Raw genomic sequence first — 18,457 nt, forward strand, 5'->3', positions numbered from 1 at the left:
CAGCCCACAGTGGACCCCTGCGCCTGGCACAGCACTCCGGGTGGGGTGCGCGTGCGGGAGAAATCGGAGCACCCGAGGATGGCTCGGCACCTGATCACCAGCGCCCTCCCCTACATCAACGGGATCAAGCACCTGGGCAACATGGTCGGGTCCATGCTCCCGGCGGACGTCTACTCCCGCTACCTGCGGCAGCGCGGCCACGAGGTGCTGTACATCTGCGCCACCGACGAGCACGGCACCCCCGCCGAACTGGCCGCCCAGGAGGCCGGACTGCCCGTCGCCGAGTTCTGCGCCCGGGCGCACGACGCCCAGAAGGCGGTGTACGACGGCTTCGGGCTCTCCTTCGACCACTTCGGCCGCAGCTCCTCGCCGCAGAACCGGGAGATCACCCAGGAGATCGCCCGCGAACTGCAGCGCAACGGCTTCATCGAGGAGCGCGCCATCCGCCAGGTGTACTCCAACGCCGACGGACGCTTCCTGCCCGACCGCTACATCGTCGGCACCTGCCCGCACTGCGGCTACGACAAGGCCCGCGGCGACCAGTGCGAGAACTGCACCCGGGTGCTCGACCCCACCGACCTGCTGGAGCCGCGCTCGGCGATCAGCGGCAGCTCCGACCTGGAGGTCCGCGAGACCAGGCACCTGTTCCTGCTCCAGTCCGAGCTGACCGAGGAGGTCGAGGACTGGATCGCCGCGCACGCCGACTCGTGGCCGGTGCTGGCCTCCTCGATCGCCCGCAAGTGGCTGACCGAGGGCCTGCAGGACCGCGCGATCACCCGCGACCTGGAGTGGGGCGTCCCGGTGCCGGCCGACGTCTGGCCCGAACTGGCCGCCGAGGGCAAGGTGTTCTACGTCTGGTTCGACGCCCCGATCGAGTACATCGGCGCCACCAAGGAGTGGGCGGACGCGGCCCCGGCCGGACAGCTGCGGGACTGGAAGTCCTGGTGGTACGAGGCCGACGGGACCGTCCGCTACACCGAGTTCATGGCCAAGGACAACGTCCCGTTCCACACCGTGATGTTCCCGGCGACGATCCTCGGCTCGCGCCGACCCTGGAAGAAGGTCGACTACGTCAAGGCCTTCAACTGGCTGACGTACTACGGCGGGAAATTCTCCACCAGCCAGAAGCGCGGCATCTTCACCGACGTCGCCCTGGACCTGCTGCCGGCCGACTACTGGCGCTACTTCCTGATGGCGCACGCGCCCGAGTCGGACGACTCCAGCTTCACCTGGGACCTCTTCGCCTCGGTCGTCAACAAGGACCTCGCCGACACCCTCGGCAACTTCGTCAACCGGGTGCTGTCCTTCAGCCGCAAGCGCTTCGGCGACGACGTCCCCGGCGGCCACCCGGCGGGCGAGGCCGAACAGCGCCTCGGCGAGCAGGTCGCCGGGTTGCTCGCCGAGTACGAGGCCCAGCTGGAAGCCCTCAACTTCCGCAAGGCCGCGCAGGCGCTGCGCGCGCTGTGGAGCGCGGGCAACGCGTACCTGGACGAGAAGGCGCCCTGGCTGCAGGTGAAGACCGACCCGGAGGCGGCGGCGCTCACCCTGCGGACGGCGATGAACCTGATCCACCTGTACGCGGTGGTGTCCGAGCCGTTCATCCCGACCGCCGCGGCGGCGATGCGCGGAGCCTTCGCGCTGCCCGCGGACTCGCCGGCGGCCACCCGCCGCTGGGTGGACCCGGAGGAGGCCCGGGCGCTGGACCTGGTGCCGGCCGGAACGGCGTTCGCGGTGCCGCCGGTGCTGTTCGCCAAGATCACGGACGAGGACCTGGCCGCCTGGACCGCGCGCTTCGGCGGCTCCGAGGGCTGAGACCGGCAGCGGGGCCGCAAGGCCGGGGCCGGGCGGCTCGGGACCGGAAGCCGGCGACAGGGCCCGGAGGCGATCCTCCGGGCCCCGCCGCCGTCCGGTGCGGTTCGGCCGAGCAGGTCCAGCGCGCCCGGACGTGGCGATCGCCGCGCAGATGGTGATCACCGAGCGGGCGGTGATCACTGAGCACGCGGTGATCGCCGAGCAGGCGGTGAAGCACGCAGCCGACATCCTCCTCAAGCCCGACCTGCCACCCTCCGAGGAGGACCACCGCCGGGTGCTCGCCGTCCGCGCCTTCCTGGCAGTCGCGCCCTGATCCGCTACCGGGCCGTCTCCTCCGCCACCCAGTCCAGGTATCCGGGGCTGCCGGCCACCACCGGCACGGCGATCACCTCGGGCGTCTCGTACGGGTGCAGCCCGGCGACGAACGCGACCAGCCGGTCCGCGAGTTCGGCCCGGGTCTTGAGGTCGATCCGCCACTCCTCGGCGTCCTGCACCTCGCCCTCCCACCAGTACACCGACCGCACGGGGTACACCTGGGCGCAGGCCGCCAGCCGCTCCCGCACCACGGCGGACGCCAGGGCCCGGGCCTGCTCCTCGCTCTCGTGCGTGGTGGTCACCACGACGAAGCGCTGCTCGCTCGCTGTCATGGCCCGACGGTATCCCCGGAGGTGCCGGTCCGGTCACCGTCCCGGCTGCCCCTCCGGGAACGGGGGCGGGGCCGGACGGGACGGAGCGGGGGCCGAGTGATGTGGCCGCCCGGCCCGTCGTCCCCCGCTCCTCAGGACTTGCGGGCCGTGTGGACGGTCATCGCGGAGAGGTAGAAGGCGTCCGGGCGGTGGAGGATGCCGGTGGGGGCCTCCTCGTCGAGGAGGGCCTCCAGGGTGCTCCGGTCCTCCGGCGGGAGGCTGTCCGCGAGCTGGTCGTGCAGCCGGCCGAGCTGGGTGCGCAGGTACTCGCGGGTGCGGCGGTCGAGCGGGGCGGGCCGGTCGACCAGGAAGGTGCGGGTGCCGCTCGGGGTCAGGCCGGCGCGTTCCAGCATGGCCGGCCAGTCCTCGACCTCCTCGGTGCTGCCGGGCAGTTCGGCCCGCATGGTGCTGAACCCGTCCTCGTGGGCCGCGTCCAGCCGGGACTGGAAACCGGGCCGGCCGAGGCCGAAGTCGCGGGGCAGGTAGCGCGCGGGCAGACCGCGTTCGGCGACGGCGAGCAGACCGCCCGGCCGCAGCACCCCGGCGAGCGAGGTCAGCGCGGCCTGCTGGTCGCCCAGGTGGTGGATCGCATTGCCGGACCAGACCAGGTCGGCCTCGCCGAGCTTGTCGAACTCGGCTGGCAGGTCCGCCTGCTGGGTGCCGAGCCGGCCACCGGAGCGGGTGCGGGCGCGCTCCAGCAGGGCGGCCGACTGGTCGACGGCCACCACCTCGGCCGCCGGGAAGGCCTCCGCCAGCAGTCCGGCGATCACCCCGGGCCCACTGCCGACGTCCAGGACCCTCCTCACGCCGCCCGTCCCCTCCGGCCCCTGCGGACCCTGGCCGTACAGGTCGGACAGCCACCGCGCGGCCTCGGTGACGGCGGCGGCGCGCAGGTCGGCCTCGTGCTCCAGGTGCGCGGCGAGCGCGTCCCAGTCGAAGTCGGCGGCGGGGACGTGCCCGTGACCGTGACCGTGACCGTGTCGGTGGCCGTTGCCGTTGCCGTTGCCGTTGCCGTGCTGGTGGTGCTGAGAGGTCATGTCCGTTCTCTCCGTTCGTGGTTGACGAAAGCGTCCCCGCTCATGCGGGCACCGCGGCGCCGGACGCGCGGTGGGCGGCGACCGCCCGTTCGAGATCCTCCGCCGCGAGGTCGTGGTCGAGCGCGAAGGCGGCCGCCGCCCCCGCCCCGGCGGCGGTGACCACCTGGGCGCGGGGGTCGGCGACGTTGCCCACCGCCCAGACCCCCGGGAGGCTGGTGCGGCCGGTCCGGTCCGTGGTGACCCAGCCGTTGTCGTCCCGGGCGCAGTCGAGGCCGAAGAGCAGCGCGTCCCGGGGCACCGGCCGGGGGAAGACGAACACCGCCTCGCACGGCACGACCCGCCCGTCGGCGAGTTCGACGCCGCGCAGCCGACCGTCGTCCGACACCAGCCGGACGATCCGGCCCCCGACCACCCGCACGCCGCGGGCGGCGAGCCGCTCCCGCCCGGCCGCGGTGAGGTCGAGGGTGTGCGCCACCAGGACCACGTCCGCCGACCACTGCCGCAGCAGCAGCGCCTGGTCGACGGCCATCGGGTGGGTGCCGAGCACCGCGAGCGGACGGTCCCGGACCTCCCAGCCGTGGCAGTACGGGCAGTGCAGCACGTCCCGGCCCCAGCGCTCGGCCAGGCCCGGCAGCTCCGGCAACCCGTCCCGCAGTCCGGTGGCGACGACCACCCGGCGCGCGGGCAGCACCGGGCCGCCGGCCAGGTGCACCGCGAAGCGCGGCCCGGCGGCACCGGCGACTTCGGCGGCCTCGACGTGCTCGACACCGTCGACGTGCTCGACGTGCTCGACCCGGGCGTCGATCAGGTCGACCCCGTACCGGGCGACCTCCTCCCGCCCGACCGCCAGCAACGCCGCCGGGGGCATGCCGTCCCGGCTCAGGTAGCCGTGCATGTGGGCAGCGGGGGCGTTGCGCGGCTCGCCCGCGTCCACCACCGCGACCCGGCGCCGGGCCCGGCCCAGCACCAGTGCGGCGTTCAGCCCCGCCGCGCCGGCACCGACCACCACCACGTCGTAGCACCCGTCCGGCCTCGTCACCGTCGTCCCGGTCGTCACCGTCGTCCCGGTCGTCACCGTCGTCCCGGTCGTCTCGCGCATGGCGCTCACCTCCACCGCCAGGCTGCGGCCGGCCTCCCCGCTACGGCAAGCTTTGTTGCCACCCCAGCAAACAGGCGGCTTCCCGGACCACCAGGCTCAGCCCCCGGTGCGCCGCCAGTACGAACGGGCCGCCAGCGCCAGCGCCACCCCGTACCCGGCGAAGGCGCAGATCCCGACCCAGGCCACCTGCAGCGTCTGCCCGGGCGTGGCGATGTCCCCGTGCCGGATCCCGACCACCCCCGCGCTGCACAACCCCAGGTAGCCGAGCCCGACCAGCCCGTACGGCGCCAGCGTCGCCGCGCCCAGCAGCGCCGGGGTGAGCGGCAGCCAACGCGGCACGCGGTGGCCGCGCAGTGGCAGGGTCCAGCGCGGGAAGACCTGCCCCCACGGCCGCACCAGCCCCCAGAGCAGGAACACCCCGGCCGCCGCCAGCAACACCGTGCCGTCCAGCCCCCAGGACTCCAGCGTCAGCCAGAGCCCGGAGGAACCGTTGCGCACGTACGCGTCGTACATCTCGGCGCCGGTGATCCCGGCGAAGGTGCCGCCGAGCGCCCAGACCAGCTTCATCGCCACGTACGGCAGGAAGGCCAGCGTCCCCGCCCAGGCCGTGAGCTGGATCGTCGCCGGGGCCGCCGACGGGGCCGGGACCGGCCCGCGCGCGGCACCGCCCGGCCGCCGGCTCCGGGCGGTCCCGGCCAGCAGCAGCGCACCGGACGCGGCCAGGACACGGTTCACCGCGTCCGGGACGCTGTCCACGCCCTGCCCGAACACCAGCGTCGTCACGTCCATCAGCAGGCTGAAGGCCGACACCACGGCCAGCCCGCACAGCAGCCACAACAACCGCCCGAGCCACCGCGCCCGCCACGCCCCCGCCCCCACCTCCTCCCGCTGCCGCACCGCCGCCCACCCGGCCCCGGCCGCCCCCAGCCCCACCCCGACGGCCACCCACCCGAGCCAGGCGACACCGAACAGCGCCGTTCCCCCCGACGCACACGCCAGCCCGAACCCGGCGTAGCCGACACCCCACCCGACCACCGCCCGGCCGTCCCGCACCCACCCGTGCTTCACCATGGCCCCAGGCTTCCCGACGCCGCCCGCCACGGCCTCCGCCCCCACGACGATCCGGCTCCCCCACCCGGGGGATCCCGGAGGCCGAGGACGCTCCGGGGCCGGCGACCCGACGCCCCCTCGGCCGACCGACCCCGCCGCCCCTCTTGCCCTGGAGTGCACTCCAACTCGTAGCCTCTGAGCCACCACTGACCCACCACCACCCACGACCAGGGGGATCCCGACCATGCGCTACCGCGTCCTCGGCGGCACCGGCATCGAGGTGAGCGCCCTCTGCCTCGGCACGATGATGTTCGGCGCCGTCGGCAACCGCGACCACGCCGACTGCGCCCGGCTCATCGACACCGCGATCGACCGGGGCATCAACGTCATCGACACCGCCGACATGTACTCGGCGGGCGAGTCCGAGGAGATCGTCGGCAAGGCGCTGGCCGCCCGCGGCGACCGCGACGCGATCGTGCTCGCCACCAAAGTGCACTTCCCGATGGGCGAGGGCCGCAACCGGGGCGGCAACTCGCGGCGCTGGATCGTGCGCGCGGTCGAGGACAGCCTGCGCCGGCTGCGCACCGACCGGATCGACCTGTACCAGATCCACCGGCCGGACCACACCACCGACATCGAGGAGACCCTGTCCGTCCTGGGCGACCTCGTCCGGGCCGGCAAGATCCTCGCCTTCGGCTGCTCGACCTTCCCCGCCGAGCAGTTGGTGGACGCCCACCACGTCGCCGAGCGCCGCGCCCTGCCGTGCTTCCGCACCGAGCAGCCGCCGTACTCGCTGCTCGCCCGGGGCGTCGAGCGCGACGTGCTGCCGGTGGTCCAGTGGCTCGGCATGGGCGCGCTGACCTGGGGCCCCCTGGCCGGCGGTTTCCTCACCGGCCGCTACCGCAAGGGCCGCCCGGTGGACCTCACCCAGGGCCGCCCCGCCCTCAACCCGGGCCGTTTCGACCCGGCCCTGCCCACCACGGCCGCCAAGCTGGAGGCCGTCGAGGCTCTCACCGCCCTCGCCGAGGAACTCGGCCGCACCCTGCCCGAACTGGCCCTGGCCTTCCCGCAGGCCCACCCGGCGGTCACCTCGGTGATCATCGGCCCGCGCACCGCGGAGCAGCTCGAATCCGCCCTCAAGGCCGCCGACCTGGTCCTGGACGACGCCGTCCTCGACCGCGTCGACGCCATCGTCCCGCCCGGCACCGACCTCTACCGGGCGGACGGCGTCTGGCAGCCCCCGTCCCTCACCACCCCCGCCCTCCGCCGCCGGCCCGCCGCCGACCGACCCGCCGCCTGACCCGCCGCCTGACCCGGGAGCGCCAGGCCCGCCCGCCCGACCGACCACCGGGGCCGGCGGGCGGGGTACTGGTCCCGGCCTCCGGGGTCCTGGCCCTAGGGCTTGTCTGACAATTCGCGTCGCATCAGCGCGCGGCGTTGGGCGCCCGGCTGGGCGTGCCGCCGGAGCGTCCTCGTACTGGACGTACTTGGACGATTCGGCGGTGCGTCCAGGTGGGGGCACCTCCCGGCCGAAGGCTGGGGGCGGATGCCCGGCGTCGTGCGCGCGGCGGGAATTGTCAGACAAGCCCCTAGCCCCTCGGGGCGGCGAAGCAGTGGACGGTGACCGTGCGGCCGGAGGGCCACTGCTGGTCGCCGCTGCCGAGATGGGTCCAGCCGAGGCGGCGGTACAGGGCGACGGCCGCGGTGTCGACGGCGAGGACGTCAAGGACGGGGTGCAGGCCGAGCGCCCGCGCGTGCGTCACGGCGCAGGCGAGGAGCCGGGCGCCGATGTGGTGGCCGCGCGCGCCGGGGGCCACGTAGAGGCGGCCGATCACGGCGGTGAGCTCCGGGCGGCCACCGGTGCGGCGGCTCCACAGGGCGGGGGCGAGGTCACCCCGGGCGCTGCGGGCGAGGCCGACGTGACCGGCGAGCCGGCCGTCCGACTCGGCGATCCAGGCGGCCAGCAGACCGTCCGGGGTGAGCCATGCGGCGGGGCGGTCAGGCCAGTCGGCGGGATAGCGGTCGCTGCTGTGGACCGCGCCCAGCACTCGGACGCAGTCGGCGAGGTCGTCGGCGCGACGCGGTCTGACCAGCACTCCGGTCCCGGACTGCCGTGGGTCGGACGCGACGACGTCGGCGCGTTCTTCAAGGTCTGCCATGCCGGTACGTTACCGGCCGACCCTCACCGTCGCAGCAGGTCGACGACCCCGGTCAGGTCCTCGTCGCCACTGCCGATCTCCAGTCGGCGCTCCATCAACCGGAAGTAGGGGTCGAGCAGTTCGGTGCTCACTCCGTGCTCCTCGGCGGTGCGCAGCAGCGTGGCCCGGCCCGCCACCTGCATCGCCAGGTTGGACACCACGCCGCCGGTGTAGTCACCGCTCTCCAGCTGCTCCGCGGTCCTGGCCACCGAGCCGGACATCGCGGTGAGCCAACTCCCCAGCAGCGGCGCGAGGTCGCCCGGTGCGACGGCTTCGCCGCGGACCAGCGCGAAGGCGTGCGCGACACCGGCGAACATGCCGTACATGGCGCTGAGCAGCGCCACGTCGTGCAGGGCCGCGTACCCGGCGTCCGCGCCGACGTACCGGGTGCCGGCGGGCACGGCGAGGGCCGTCCGGTGCTCCTCGAACAACTCGGGGGAGCCGCTGTAGAAGACGTACGGTCCGGCCGACGGGACGCCGATCATCGGCGGGACGGCCATGATCCCGCCGTCCAGGTAGCGGGCGCCGCGCCGCTCGGCCCAGGCGGCGCGGGCGCGGGCCTGCCCGGGGGTGCCGGTGATCAGGTTGACCAGGTCCTTGCCGGTCAGGTCGACGCCGGCCAGCGTCCCGTCCACCGAGTCGTCGTCGAGCAGGCAGACGACGACCAGGCGGTTCGCCGCGACGGCGTCGGCGGCGGTGGCGGCGACGGTGGCACCGCGGGCGGCGAGCGCGTCGGCCCGGGCGGCGGTGCGGTTCCAGACGGTCAGCGGGTAGCCGGCGGTGAGCCAGGCGCCGGCCAGTGCGGTGCCCATGGCCCCGAGGCCGAGCAGGGTGAGCGGGGTGGGCGGGGTGGGCGGGGTGGGCGGGGTGCGCGGGCTCCCGGCCGCGGACTCGGCTGCGTTCTCAACACGGTTGTTCGTCACGGGAGTCAGCCTCCGCGCCGGCCCCGGGAACGCTCAAGTACGCACTTCGAAGTGGGTGGTTACCCTGAAGTGAGCATCGAGGTCGGAGAGGCACCGGAAGGGGTGGACATGGTGACCGTGCCGAGGCCGGGGGCGCACGTCTGCGGGACGGACGCCGCGCTGGACGTGATCGGCGGCAAGTGGAAGGTGTCGATCCTCTGGGCCCTGGGCGTGCGCCCCGACTGCCGCTTCGGCGAGCTGCGCCGGCTGCTGCCGGGGATCACCGAGAAGGTGCTGGCCGCGCACCTGCGCGAGATGGAGGCGCACGGCATCGTGCACCGCGAGGCGTACGACGAGGTGCCGCCCCGGGTCGAGTACGCGCTGACCGAGGCGGGGCGCCGCCTCAACGCGGCGCTGGCGCCGCTGGGCGACTGGGGGCGGGAGCACGTCCTGGGCCGGGCGCCGCACCCGGCCTGACGCGGCCCGCCCGGCGCCCGGGCGCGCCGCTACGCGATCGCGGCCGACACCACCGCCGCCACCGCGATGTTGCAGCTGGCCGACACCCACACCGCCGGGTGCGGCTCCGGCTCGACCAGGATCGCGCCGAGCTTGCCGGGCGTCAGCAGGTCCACCAGCCAGAACGCGACGGCCATCAGCACCAGCCCGAGCAGCCCGTAGCAGGCCGTCGAGACCAGGCCCTTCCCGAAGTCGGCGTAGGTGTACATGATCGCGGTGAAGACGATGCCGCCGATGCCGAGCAGCGCGGAGCTGAGCAGGACCGCGGCGTTGCGGTTGCGCTCGACCCAGATCTGGTGGCCGAGCCTGCCGGGTGTCAGCAGGTCGACCAGGCCGATGCCGAGGAGCAGCAGCACCACCCCGAGGGCACCGTAGGCCGCTGCCGCGCCGAGCCCGTGCAGGATGTCGTTCATCGTGGTTCCAGCCCCCGGTCCGCTCTCGCCGTACGTCCCCGGCCGGCCGGCCGGGGATCCCTCGACCGACCGGGTCAAGGGTTGGCAAAAGATACCCCACGCGGGTGAGAGGCGGACCGGGGATCCGGGAACCGGGGACGGTCAGTCCTCCTCGTGCGCCAGGTGGTCGACGCAGGCCGCGACGGCCAGCAGCAGGCCGGTGTCCGCGCCGTCGGCGATCTCCACCCCGTAGGTGTCCCGGATCCGGAACCACTTGCGGCTGATCCGGGCCAGCTCGTCGCCGTGCTCGTTCTCGATCCGGTAGTCCTTGTCGATCAGGTTGCCGTGGATCTTCAGCTCGCCGCCGGAGGCCAGGTCCACCAGGTACTTGTCGCGGAACGGGGTGAAGAGCTTCTCCCGGACGGTCGCGATCACCTCGCCGTCGGCGTCCTCGATCTTCATCGCGTCGCGGACGGTGAGCATCTTCTCCTTCACCACCGCGACCACCCGGTCCTGCGCGTCCCTCAGCTCGAAGGTGTGCCGAAGCCGCAGCACCTTGCCGTCCACCAGGTACGCCTTGTGACCCCGGTCGTCCTCGATCCAGTAGTCGTCGCCGACCGCGAACAGCTTCTCCCTGACCAGATACCGCACCGCGGGACCTCCTCCGTGTTGACGTCGTCCCATTCGACCCCGATCCCCCGCCCGCCGAAAAGCACCGCCACGAAGCACCCGCGGGAAATACCGTCGCCCGGCACCCCGGCGATCGCCTTCAATACCGCCATGCGCCCCGACCCCACCACCGCCCCGCTGCACAGCGAGCGCCTCGACCTGCTGCCGATCGCCCCCGAGCACGCCGGGGAACTGACCGCCGCACTCGCCGACCCGGCCCTGCACGCCTTCACCGGCGGCCGCCCGGCCACGGCGGAGGAGATGCGCACCCGCTGCGCCCGGCTCGCCGCCGGCTCCCCCGACCCGGCCGAACGCTGGGGCAACTGGGTCCTGCGGCTGCGCGCCGACGACGCCCTGATCGGCTACGTGCAGGCCACCGTCGGCCCGGACGAGGCCGAACTCGCCTGGGTGGTCGGCACCCCCTGGCAGCGCCGCGGCCTGGCCACCGAAGCCGCCCGCGCCCTGCTCGCCCACCTCACCGCCGCCGGCACCACCACCGCCGTCGCCCACATCCACCCCGACCACCGCGCCTCCGCCAGGGTCGCCACCACCCTCGGCCTGCGCCCGACCGCCCGTACCCAGGACGGCGAGACCCGCTGGCAGGCCGACCTCACCCGCCCCGACCTCTTCCCGAACGTCGGCGGTCTGACGGCCGAGCACGCCGCCCACCTGACCGGCCTGGTCGAGGAGTGCCGCCCGGTCCTCGCCGACCGGGGCATGGCCGCGGTGCAGCGGCTGCTGGTCGAGCGCGGAACGGCGATGATCCCCGCGATCATGGTCACCAAGGCCCTGCTCGGCTGGGAGAGCACGTCACTCGCCACCACCCTGGAGGTCGTCGAGCTGAGCGAGGCCCGCCGCCCGAGGTTCTGAACCGGCACGCCCGGAATGCGGACACCGGGCGTGCGGTTTCATTGGGGCATGGCATCTCGTGCACGTGTACGCGCCCCCGAGCTGGTCGGGGCAGGCGGTTGGCTGAACACCGGCGGCAAGGACCTCACCCTCGCCGACTTCCGGGGCAAGATCACCGTCCTGGATTTCTGGACCTTCTGCTGCATCAACTGTCTGCACGTCCTGGACGAGCTGCGGGAGCTGGAGGAGAAGCACCGCGACACCGTGGTGATCGTCGGGGTGCACTCGCCGAAGTTCGTGCACGAGGCCGACCACCAGGCGGTGGTGGACGCCGTCGCCCGCTACGAGGTGCACCACCCGGTGCTGGACGACCCGGAGCTGGCCACCTGGAAGCAGTACGCGGTCCGGGCCTGGCCGACGCTGGTGGTGATCGACCCGGAGGGGTACGTGGTCGCCCAGCACGCCGGTGAGGGCCACGCCCACGCGATCGCCCGCCTGGTCGAGGAACTGGAGGCGGAGCACGCCGCGAAGGGCACGCTGCGCCGCGGCGACGGCCCGTACGTGGCGCCGGAGCCGACCGCGGGGGACCTCAAGTTCCCGGGCAAGGCGGTACGGCTGCCGAACGGCCACTTCCTGGTCGCCGACTCCGGCCACCACTCGCTGGTCGAGCTGGCCGAGGACGGCGAGACGGTGGTGCGCCGGATCGGTGACGGGCAGCGCGGCCTGGTGGACGGCACCAGCCCCCGGTTCAGCGAGCCGCAGGGCCTGGCGCTGCTGCCGGAGGGTTCGGCGTACGACGTGGTCGTGGCCGACACCGTCAACCACGCCCTGCGCGGCCTGCGGCTGGCCGACGGCAGTGTGACCACCCTGGCCGGCACCGGCCGGCAGTGGTGGCAGGGCTCGGCGACCGCGGGCCCGGCCCGCGAGGTGGACCTGTCCTCGCCGTGGGACGTCGCCTGGTTCGACGGCCGGGTGTGGATCGCGATGGCGGGCGTGCACCAGCTCTGGGCGTACGACCCGGCGGCCGGCACGGTCGGGGTCGCGGCCGGCACCACCAACGAGGGCCTGGTCGACGGGCCCGCCGCCGAGGCCTGGTTCGCCCAGCCGTCCGGTCTCGCGGTCTCCGCGGACGGCGGGAAGCTCTGGGTCGCCGACTCCGAGACCTCCGCGCTGCGCTGGGTTTCACGTGAAACGGGAACGGTCGAAACCGCCGTCGGCACCGGCCTGTTCGACTTCGGCCACCGTGACGGCGCGGCCGACCAGGCCCTGCTCCAGCACCCGCTGGGCGTCACCGTGCTGCCGGACGGCTCGGTGGCCGTCAGTGACACCTACAACCACGCGCTGCGCCGCTACGACCCGGCGACCGGCCAGGTCAGCACGCTGGCCACCGACCTGCGCGAGCCTTCCGGCGCGGTGCTGGTGGACGGCGACATCGTGGTGGTCGAGTCGGCCCGGCACCGGCTGACCAGGCTGCGGCTGCCGGAGGAGGCGGTGCGGGTGGAGTCGGTGGCGCACCGCACCCGGCGCGCGGCCACCGAGGTCGCACCGGGCGCCTTCCGGCTGGACGTGGTCTTCTCGGCGCCGAGCGGCCAGAAGCTGGACGAGCGCTACGGCCCGTCCACCCGGCTGCTGGTCAGCTCGACCCCGCCGGAGCTGCTGGTCTCCGGCGCGGGCGCGGACAGCGACCTCTCCCGCGAGCTGGTGCTCTCCGACGAGGTCGCCGAGGGCGTGCTGCACGTCTCGGCGATGGCGGCGTCCTGCGACGACGATCCGGAGATCGAGTACCCGGCCTGCCACGTGCACCAGCAGGACTGGGGCGTGCCGGTGAAGCTGGTCGCCGACGGCGCCCGCCGCCTCCCGCTGGTCCTGGCCGGCATGGAGCAGCCCTCGTAGGCCCGCGGACGGCGACGGGGCCCGGCGGACGATCGGTCGTCCGCCGGGCCCCGTCGTACCGGAGGGGCTCAGCCCTCCAGGAAGGCCTTGATCGCGCTCGCCAGCAGGTACGGGTCCTCCGCCCCGCACAGCTCGCGCGCCGAGTGCATGGAGAGCGCCGCGATGCCGCAGTCCACCGTCTTGATGCCGAGGCGCGCCGCCGTGATCGGGCCGATCGTCGTCCCGCAGGGCATGGCGTTGTTGGAGACGAAGGTCTGCCACGGCACGCCGGCCTTCTCGCAGGCGGACGCGAACACCGCCCGGCCGACGCCGTCGGTCGCGTAGCGGTTGTTGACGTTGACCTTGAGGATCGGCCCGCCGTTCGGCATCGGGTGGTGGCCCGGCTCGTGTCGTTCGCTGTAGTTCGGGTGGACGGCGTGGCCCATGTCCGAGGAGAGGCAGACGGTGCCGGCCAGTGCCCGGGCACGGTCCTCCGGGTTGCCGCCGCGCGAGTGGATCGAACGGTCCAGGACGTTGCCGAGCAGCGGGCTCTGCGCGCCGGTGTCGGACTCGCTGCCGGTCTCCTCGTGGTCGAAGGCGGCCATCACCGGGATGTACGGCAGTCCGGTGGCGCCGTCGGCCGTGGCGACGGCGGCGAGCGCGGCGGTGGCCGCGTGCACCGAGAGCAGGTTGTCCAGGCGGGGGCCGGCCAGCAGTTCGCGGTCCCGGCCCAGGTAGGAGGCGGGCTGGACGTCGTGCGTCATCAGGTCCCAGCCGACCACGTCGTCGGCGGCCAGGCCGGCCCGCTCGGCGACGTAGCCGATCAGCGCGCCCTCGTCGACCGGGCCGAGGCCCCAGATCGGGGTGAGGTGGCGCTGCTTGTCGAGCTTCATGCCCTCGTTGACCTGGCGGTCCAGGTGGATGGCGAGCTGGGGCACGCGCAGCAGCGGCTCGTCCAACTGGACGAGCCGGGCGGTGCCGTCCTTGAGGGCGAGTCTGCCGGAGATGCCGAGGTCCCGGTCCAGCCAGGTGTTCAGCGGGACGCCGCCGTAGATCTCCACGGCGACCTGGCGCCAGCCGGCCGAGCCGGTGTCCGGCAGCGGCTTGACCCGCAGGTTGGGCGAGTCGGTGTGGGTGCCGACGATGCGGAACGGGGTCTCGGGGCCCGCTCCCTCCGGCAGGTACCAGGCGATCAGCGCGCCGCCGCGGATCAGGTAGCGCCCGCCGGCGGCGCCGTCCCAGGCGTCCGTCTCGGCGACCTGCCGGAAGCCCGCCTTCTCCAGCCGCTCCGCGGCGCTCGCGACCGCGTGGTACGGGGACGGCGAGGTGCCGAGGAACGCGATCAGGTCGTCGCTGTGCGTCCGGTCGAAGAATGCCTGGCGGGCGGCGGTCGACATACTGCTCCTGGGTCGAGGGAGGGCCGAAACCGGATGGGGAGTCGGCTTCGCACCTTGAGCATATGCCCGTACACGGACAGGGCATTCGGAACATTCGGGCCCGGACGGGACCGTGGACGACCCGCGGCGCGAACGGCGGGGCCGCCGTGGCCGGGGGATCTCCGGTCGGCCCGGGGAACACCGAAGGGCCCGGTGGCAGCCGGGCCCTTCGGTGTGAGGGTGTGTCAGGCGGTCGGAAGGGTCGGGGGCCTTAGAAGGCCTCCTCCGCCAGGTCCATGATCTCGTTGTCGATGCCCTCGGCGATCAGGCGCTGCGGCGCGACGGTCGGCAGGACGTTCTTGGCGAAGAAGCGGGCCGCCGCGACCTTGCCCTGGTAGAAGGGGACGTCCTTCTCGGAGGCGCCGGCCTCCAGCTTGGCCAGGGCCACCGCGGCCTGACGCAGCAGCAGCCAGCCGACCACGACGTCACCGGAGACCATCAGCAGGCGGGTGGTGTTGAGGCCCACCTTGTACATGTTCTTGACGTCCTGCTCGACCGAGGTCAGGTCGGCGAGCAGCTTGCCGACGATGGCCTCCAGGTCGCCCGCGGCCTTGGCGAGCAGCTCGCGCTCGGTGGCGAGGGCGTCGCCGCCGGCGGCGGAGCCGAGGAACTTCTGGATCTGCTCGGACAGCGCGGTGAGGGCCTGGCCGCCGTCCTTGACGATCTTGCGGAAGAAGAAGTCCTGGCCCTGGATCGCGGTGGTGCCCTCGTACAGGGTGTCGATCTTGGCGTCGCGGATGTACTGCTCGATCGGGTACTCCTGCAGGTAGCCGGAGCCACCGAAGGTCTGCAGGGACTGGGCGAGCTGCTCGTAGGACTTCTCGGAGCCGTAGCCCTTGACGATCGGCAGGAGCAGGTCGTTCAGGCGCTCGGAGGCCTCGTCGTGCTCGCCGCGCAGCTTGGCCGCCATCATGTCGTCCTGGGTGGACGCGGTGAACAGGACCAGCGCGCGCATGCCCTCGGCGTAGGCCTTCTGGGTCAGCAGCGAGCGGCGCACGTCCGGGTGGTGGGTGATGGTGACGCGCGGGGCGGTCTTGTCCAGGAACTGCGAGATGTCGGCGCCCTGCACGCGCTCCTTGGCGTATTCCAGGGCGTTCAGGTAGCCGGTGGAGAGGGTGGCGATGGCCTTCGTGCCGACCATCATGCGGGCGAACTCGATGATCTTGAACATCTGGCGGATGCCGTCGACCTTCTCGCCGAGCAGCCAGCCCTTGGCGGGGTGCTTGGCGCCGAAGGTCATCTCGCAGGTGTTCGAGGCCTTGAGGCCCATCTTGTGCTCGACGTTGGTGGCGTAGACGCCGTTGCGCTCGCCGAGCTCGCCGGTCTCCCAGTCGAAGTCGAACTTCGGGACGATGAAGAGGCCCAGGCCCTTGGTGCCCGGCTTGCCGCCCTCGGGGCGGGCCAGCACCATGTGGATGATGTTCTCGGACATGTCGTGCTCGCCCGAGGTGATGAAGCGCTTCACACCCTCGATGTGCCAGGAGCCGTCCTCCTGCTGGATCGCCTTGGTGCGGCCGGCGCCCACGTCGGAGCCCGCGTCGGGCTCGGTGAGGACCATGGTGGAGCCCCACAGGCGGTCGGTCATCCGCTTGGCGACCTCGAGCTGCTCCTCGGTGCCCTCCTCGGCGATGACGCCGGCGAAGGCCGGGCCGGAGGAGTACATCCAGATGGCCGGGTTCGAGCCCAGGATCTGCTCGGCGAAGGCCCAGATCAGCGAGTTCGGGGTGACCTGGCCGCCGATCGACTCCGGGATGCCCAGGCGCCACCACTCGGCGTCCATGAAGGTCTGGTAGCTCTTCTTGAAGGCGGCCGGGATCGGCGCGGTGTTGGTCTCGGGGTCGAAGACCGGCGGGTTGCGGTCGGTGTCGGTGAAGGACGCGGCGAGGTCGTTCTCGGCCAGGCGCGCGATCTCGCTCAGGATGTTCTTCGCGGTCTCGACGTCCATGTCCGCGAAGGGTCCGGTGCCGTAGACCTGCTCGCGGCCGAACACCTCGAAGAGGTTGAACTCCACGTCACGCAGGTTGGACTTGTAGTGCCCCATGGCCGTTTTCTCCGGTTCGTCGCTTCCGGGAGACCGCCGCGGTCCGGCGTCCCGTACCCACCAGTAGGACTCATGATGCTACCCAGCGGTAACTTGGGCAAGCCCTCGACGGTGAATCCGCTATGAACGTGGTCACGTCCCACAGTCAGGGCGACCACTCCTTGTCAGGATCTGCGCCAGCGCGGGCGGGTGCGCTCCCGCTAGCCTGTCCGTGTGTACGGATATGACCAGAACGCATACCCGGGGGATCCCTACCAGCAGCAGGCGGGGCCGCAGCCGGGCATGAACGGCATGCCCGGACCGGACGCCTACGGCGCGCAGTCGCAGGCGAACCAGCAGTCGCTCTACCCCGAGCCCTCCCCGCCGTCGCTGGCGGACGCCGTCCGGGCGTTCACCACCGGCTCGATGGCCGTCGAGGACTTCCAGGCCATCTTCATCACCTCGAAGGTGCACTGCCCGCGCGGCGAACGCCCCGGCTTCCTCGCGCTGCACAACACCCCGACGCCGGTGATCCCGATGTTCAGCTCGCTCAAGGAGCTGCGCCGCTACGCCGGCAAGGACTCCAAGCACTTCACCGTCACCGGCGCCGAGGTCCTGGACCTGCTGCCGACCGGCTACGGCTTCGCGCTGGACATGGAGGGCGAGCACCGGATGGTGTTCGACGCCAAGGCCGTCGAGCAGATGGTCGACTTCACCATGCGCCGCATGTACGGCTGACGCCCGGCCGACGTTCGGCGGCCCGCCGAGCCCGGCAGGCCGCCCCGCGGTGCGGGGAGCCCCCGCCTGCCCCATCCTGGGGAGGGGCGGAGCCCCGCGCCCCTCCCCGACCACATAGTTCAACTTTCAACTTGCTTGTTGTTGAGAATTGAACTAATCTCGTGCACGTAGGCCGAAGAACCCCCCTCGAAGGAGGCCGACATGCCCGCCGTGACCGTCGACAACCCACTGACCCTCCCGCGCGTCACCACGCCGGACGCCACCGTCACGAGCGCCCGGCCGGTCCGGACCGTGGTCACCGCCCCCGAGGGCTACGAGGGCGAGGGCTTCCCCGTCCGCCGCGCCTTCGCCAAGATCGACACCAAGCACCTCGACCCGTTCATCATGATGGACCAGATGGGTGAGGTGGACTACGCGGCCGGCGAGCCCAAGGGCACCCCCTGGCACCCGCACCGCGGCTTCGAGACCGTCACCTACATCATCGACGGCACCTTCGTGCACCAGGACTCGCACGGCGGCGGCGGCGTCATCACCGACGGCGACACCCAGTGGATGACGGCCGGCTCCGGCCTGCTGCACATCGAGACCCCGCCGGAGTCACTGGTGAAGTCCGGCGGCCTCTTCCACGGCCTCCAGCTGTGGGTGAACCTGCCCGCCTCGGACAAGATGATCGCCCCGAAGTACCAGGACATCCGCGGCGGCAGCGTCAAGCTCCTCAGCACCGAGGACGGCGGCGCCCTGCTGCGGGTGATCGCCGGCGAGCTGGACGGCCACCAGGGGCCCGGGGCCACCCACACCCCGATCACCATGATCCACGCCTCGGTCAGCCCGGGCGCACAGATCACCCTGCCCTGGCGGTCCGACTTCAACGCCCTGGCCTACGGCCTGGCGGGCAAGGGCTCGGCCGGCCAGGAGCGCCGCCCGTTCGGCATGGGCCAGGCGGTCCTGTTCGGCGACGGCGACTCGATCACCATCCGGGCCGACGAGAGCCAGGACTCCCGGAACGCCAACTTCGAGGTCGTGCTGCTCGGCGGGCTGCCCATCCGCGAGCCGGTCGCCTGGTACGGACCGTTCGTGATGAACAGCCACCGCGAACTCCAGCAGGCCATGGAGGACTTCCAGGCCGGCCGGCTGGGCACCGTCCCGGCCTCCGGCAAGTAGCTCCGGGCCGCCGACCCGGC

The 18,457-nt window shown here is 73.0% G+C and carries 18 protein-coding genes; 8 read left to right on the forward strand and 10 right to left on the reverse strand.

Features of this window, described 5'->3' with window-relative positions:
• The first annotated feature begins 78 nt into the window (after window positions 1–78).
• Window positions 79–1,812: a methionine--tRNA ligase gene (gene metG / locus ACFV04_RS12910; RefSeq protein WP_380528838.1), complete on the forward strand. Its 1,734-nt coding sequence runs from the start codon at window positions 79–81 to the stop codon at window positions 1,810–1,812.
• A 133-nt stretch (window positions 1,813–1,945) separates the two neighbouring features.
• On the forward strand, window positions 1,946–2,125 hold the full coding sequence (locus ACFV04_RS12915) for a hypothetical protein (RefSeq protein ID WP_380528840.1): 180 nt from the start codon (window positions 1,946–1,948) through the stop codon (window positions 2,123–2,125).
• Window positions 2,126–2,129: 4 nt separating this feature from the next.
• Here ACFV04_RS12915 and cutA read toward each other — a convergent pair whose 3' ends face one another.
• The 4 genes from cutA to ACFV04_RS12935 form a co-directional block, all read right to left on the reverse strand.
• A complete protein-coding gene (cutA, locus tag ACFV04_RS12920; RefSeq protein WP_360257940.1) occupies window positions 2,130–2,459 on the reverse strand; it encodes a divalent-cation tolerance protein CutA in 330 nt (109 codons plus the stop codon).
• Window positions 2,460–2,590: 131 nt separating this feature from the next.
• On the reverse strand, window positions 2,591–3,535 hold the full coding sequence (locus ACFV04_RS12925) for a class I SAM-dependent methyltransferase (RefSeq protein ID WP_380341680.1): 945 nt from the start codon (window positions 3,533–3,535) through the stop codon (window positions 2,591–2,593).
• A 40-nt stretch (window positions 3,536–3,575) separates the two neighbouring features.
• Window positions 3,576–4,634 (reverse strand): NAD(P)/FAD-dependent oxidoreductase, encoded by a 1,059-nt coding sequence (locus tag ACFV04_RS12930; protein ID WP_380528842.1) that lies wholly within the window; start codon window positions 4,632–4,634, stop codon window positions 3,576–3,578.
• 96 nt (window positions 4,635–4,730) lie between these two features.
• Window positions 4,731–5,705: a hypothetical protein gene (locus ACFV04_RS12935; RefSeq protein WP_380528844.1), complete on the reverse strand. Its 975-nt coding sequence runs from the start codon at window positions 5,703–5,705 to the stop codon at window positions 4,731–4,733.
• A 223-nt stretch (window positions 5,706–5,928) separates the two neighbouring features.
• On the opposite strand from ACFV04_RS12935, the gene ACFV04_RS12940 reads away from it, so the two are divergent.
• Window positions 5,929–6,984, forward strand: coding sequence for an aldo/keto reductase (locus ACFV04_RS12940; RefSeq protein WP_380528846.1), 1,056 nt, complete (start codon window positions 5,929–5,931; stop codon window positions 6,982–6,984).
• A 289-nt stretch (window positions 6,985–7,273) separates the two neighbouring features.
• On the opposite strand, the gene ACFV04_RS12945 is transcribed toward ACFV04_RS12940, so the two are convergent.
• Window positions 7,274–7,843 carry a GNAT family N-acetyltransferase gene (locus tag ACFV04_RS12945; protein ID WP_380341670.1) on the reverse strand — a complete coding sequence of 190 codons (570 nt, stop codon included), beginning with the start codon at window positions 7,841–7,843 and terminating at the stop codon, window positions 7,274–7,276.
• A gap of 23 nt (window positions 7,844–7,866) precedes the next feature.
• Window positions 7,867–8,694 (reverse strand): NAD(P)-binding domain-containing protein, encoded by an 828-nt coding sequence (locus tag ACFV04_RS12950; protein WP_380528854.1) that lies wholly within the window; start codon window positions 8,692–8,694, stop codon window positions 7,867–7,869.
• Between the two features lie 219 nt (window positions 8,695–8,913).
• Between ACFV04_RS12950 and ACFV04_RS12955 the strand changes: the two genes are divergently transcribed.
• Window positions 8,914–9,261: a winged helix-turn-helix transcriptional regulator gene (locus ACFV04_RS12955; RefSeq protein WP_380341878.1), complete on the forward strand. Its 348-nt coding sequence runs from the start codon at window positions 8,914–8,916 to the stop codon at window positions 9,259–9,261.
• Between the two features lie 29 nt (window positions 9,262–9,290).
• Here ACFV04_RS12955 and ACFV04_RS12960 read toward each other — a convergent pair whose 3' ends face one another.
• Window positions 9,291–9,713 (reverse strand): DUF350 domain-containing protein, encoded by a 423-nt coding sequence (locus tag ACFV04_RS12960; protein WP_360257952.1) that lies wholly within the window; start codon window positions 9,711–9,713, stop codon window positions 9,291–9,293.
• Window positions 9,714–9,854: 141 nt separating this feature from the next.
• On the reverse strand, window positions 9,855–10,343 hold the full coding sequence (locus tag ACFV04_RS12965; RefSeq protein WP_360257955.1) for an LURP-one-related family protein: 489 nt from the start codon (window positions 10,341–10,343) through the stop codon (window positions 9,855–9,857).
• 129 nt (window positions 10,344–10,472) lie between these two features.
• Between ACFV04_RS12965 and ACFV04_RS12970 the strand changes: the two genes are divergently transcribed.
• Window positions 10,473–11,231 carry a GNAT family N-acetyltransferase gene (locus ACFV04_RS12970; protein WP_380528849.1) on the forward strand — a complete coding sequence of 253 codons (759 nt, stop codon included), beginning with the start codon at window positions 10,473–10,475 and terminating at the stop codon, window positions 11,229–11,231.
• A 48-nt stretch (window positions 11,232–11,279) separates the two neighbouring features.
• Window positions 11,280–13,103, forward strand: a complete 1,824-nt coding sequence (locus ACFV04_RS12975) for an NHL domain-containing thioredoxin family protein (RefSeq protein ID WP_380341664.1) — start codon at window positions 11,280–11,282, stop codon at window positions 13,101–13,103.
• Window positions 13,104–13,171: 68 nt separating this feature from the next.
• On the opposite strand, the gene ACFV04_RS12980 is transcribed toward ACFV04_RS12975, so the two are convergent.
• Both ACFV04_RS12980 and ACFV04_RS12985 read right to left on the reverse strand, forming a co-directional pair.
• Entirely contained in the window at window positions 13,172–14,479 is a 1,308-nt protein-coding gene (locus ACFV04_RS12980; RefSeq protein ID WP_380341661.1) for a M18 family aminopeptidase, read from the reverse strand.
• A gap of 250 nt (window positions 14,480–14,729) precedes the next feature.
• Window positions 14,730–16,559, reverse strand: coding sequence for an acyl-CoA dehydrogenase (locus ACFV04_RS12985; RefSeq protein WP_380341658.1), 1,830 nt, complete (start codon window positions 16,557–16,559; stop codon window positions 14,730–14,732).
• A gap of 213 nt (window positions 16,560–16,772) precedes the next feature.
• On the opposite strand from ACFV04_RS12985, the gene ACFV04_RS12990 reads away from it, so the two are divergent.
• Together ACFV04_RS12990 and ACFV04_RS12995 are read left to right on the forward strand one after the other, a co-directional pair.
• Window positions 16,773–17,276 carry an SseB family protein gene (locus ACFV04_RS12990; protein ID WP_373313668.1) on the forward strand — a complete coding sequence of 168 codons (504 nt, stop codon included), beginning with the start codon at window positions 16,773–16,775 and terminating at the stop codon, window positions 17,274–17,276.
• Window positions 17,277–17,477: 201 nt separating this feature from the next.
• Complete coding sequence (locus tag ACFV04_RS12995) at window positions 17,478–18,437, forward strand: pirin family protein (RefSeq protein ID WP_380528852.1); 960 nt, start codon at window positions 17,478–17,480, stop codon at window positions 18,435–18,437.
• The last annotated feature ends 20 nt before the right edge of the window (window positions 18,438–18,457 follow it).

It is taken from the genome of Kitasatospora sp. NPDC059599, from assembly GCF_042735125.1.
In the GTDB taxonomy this organism is placed as follows: domain Bacteria; phylum Actinomycetota; class Actinomycetes; order Streptomycetales; family Streptomycetaceae; genus Kitasatospora.

Coding starts and splice junctions, on each gene's coding strand:
- metG (WP_380528838.1), top strand. CDS start 79: ATGGCTCGGCACCTGATCACCAGCGCCCTCCCCTACATCAACGGGATC.
- cutA (WP_360257940.1), bottom strand. CDS start 2,459: ATGACAGCGAGCGAGCAGCGCTTCGTCGTGGTGACCACCACGCACGAG.
- ACFV04_RS12925 (WP_380341680.1), bottom strand. CDS start 3,535: ATGACCTCTCAGCACCACCAGCACGGCAACGGCAACGGCAACGGCAAC.
- ACFV04_RS12930 (WP_380528842.1), bottom strand. CDS start 4,634: ATGCGCGAGACGACCGGGACGACGGTGACGACCGGGACGACGGTGACG.
- ACFV04_RS12935 (WP_380528844.1), bottom strand. CDS start 5,705: ATGGTGAAGCACGGGTGGGTGCGGGACGGCCGGGCGGTGGTCGGGTGG.
- ACFV04_RS12940 (WP_380528846.1), top strand. CDS start 5,929: ATGCGCTACCGCGTCCTCGGCGGCACCGGCATCGAGGTGAGCGCCCTC.
- ACFV04_RS12945 (WP_380341670.1), bottom strand. CDS start 7,843: ATGGCAGACCTTGAAGAACGCGCCGACGTCGTCGCGTCCGACCCACGG.
- ACFV04_RS12950 (WP_380528854.1), bottom strand. CDS start 8,694: ATGGGCACCGCACTGGCCGGCGCCTGGCTCACCGCCGGCTACCCGCTG.
- ACFV04_RS12955 (WP_380341878.1), top strand. CDS start 8,914: ATGGTGACCGTGCCGAGGCCGGGGGCGCACGTCTGCGGGACGGACGCC.
- ACFV04_RS12960 (WP_360257952.1), bottom strand. CDS start 9,713: ATGAACGACATCCTGCACGGGCTCGGCGCGGCAGCGGCCTACGGTGCC.
- ACFV04_RS12970 (WP_380528849.1), top strand. CDS start 10,473: ATGCGCCCCGACCCCACCACCGCCCCGCTGCACAGCGAGCGCCTCGAC.
- ACFV04_RS12975 (WP_380341664.1), top strand. CDS start 11,280: ATGGCATCTCGTGCACGTGTACGCGCCCCCGAGCTGGTCGGGGCAGGC.
- ACFV04_RS12980 (WP_380341661.1), bottom strand. CDS start 14,479: ATGTCGACCGCCGCCCGCCAGGCATTCTTCGACCGGACGCACAGCGAC.
- ACFV04_RS12985 (WP_380341658.1), bottom strand. CDS start 16,559: ATGGGGCACTACAAGTCCAACCTGCGTGACGTGGAGTTCAACCTCTTC.
- ACFV04_RS12995 (WP_380528852.1), top strand. CDS start 17,478: ATGCCCGCCGTGACCGTCGACAACCCACTGACCCTCCCGCGCGTCACC.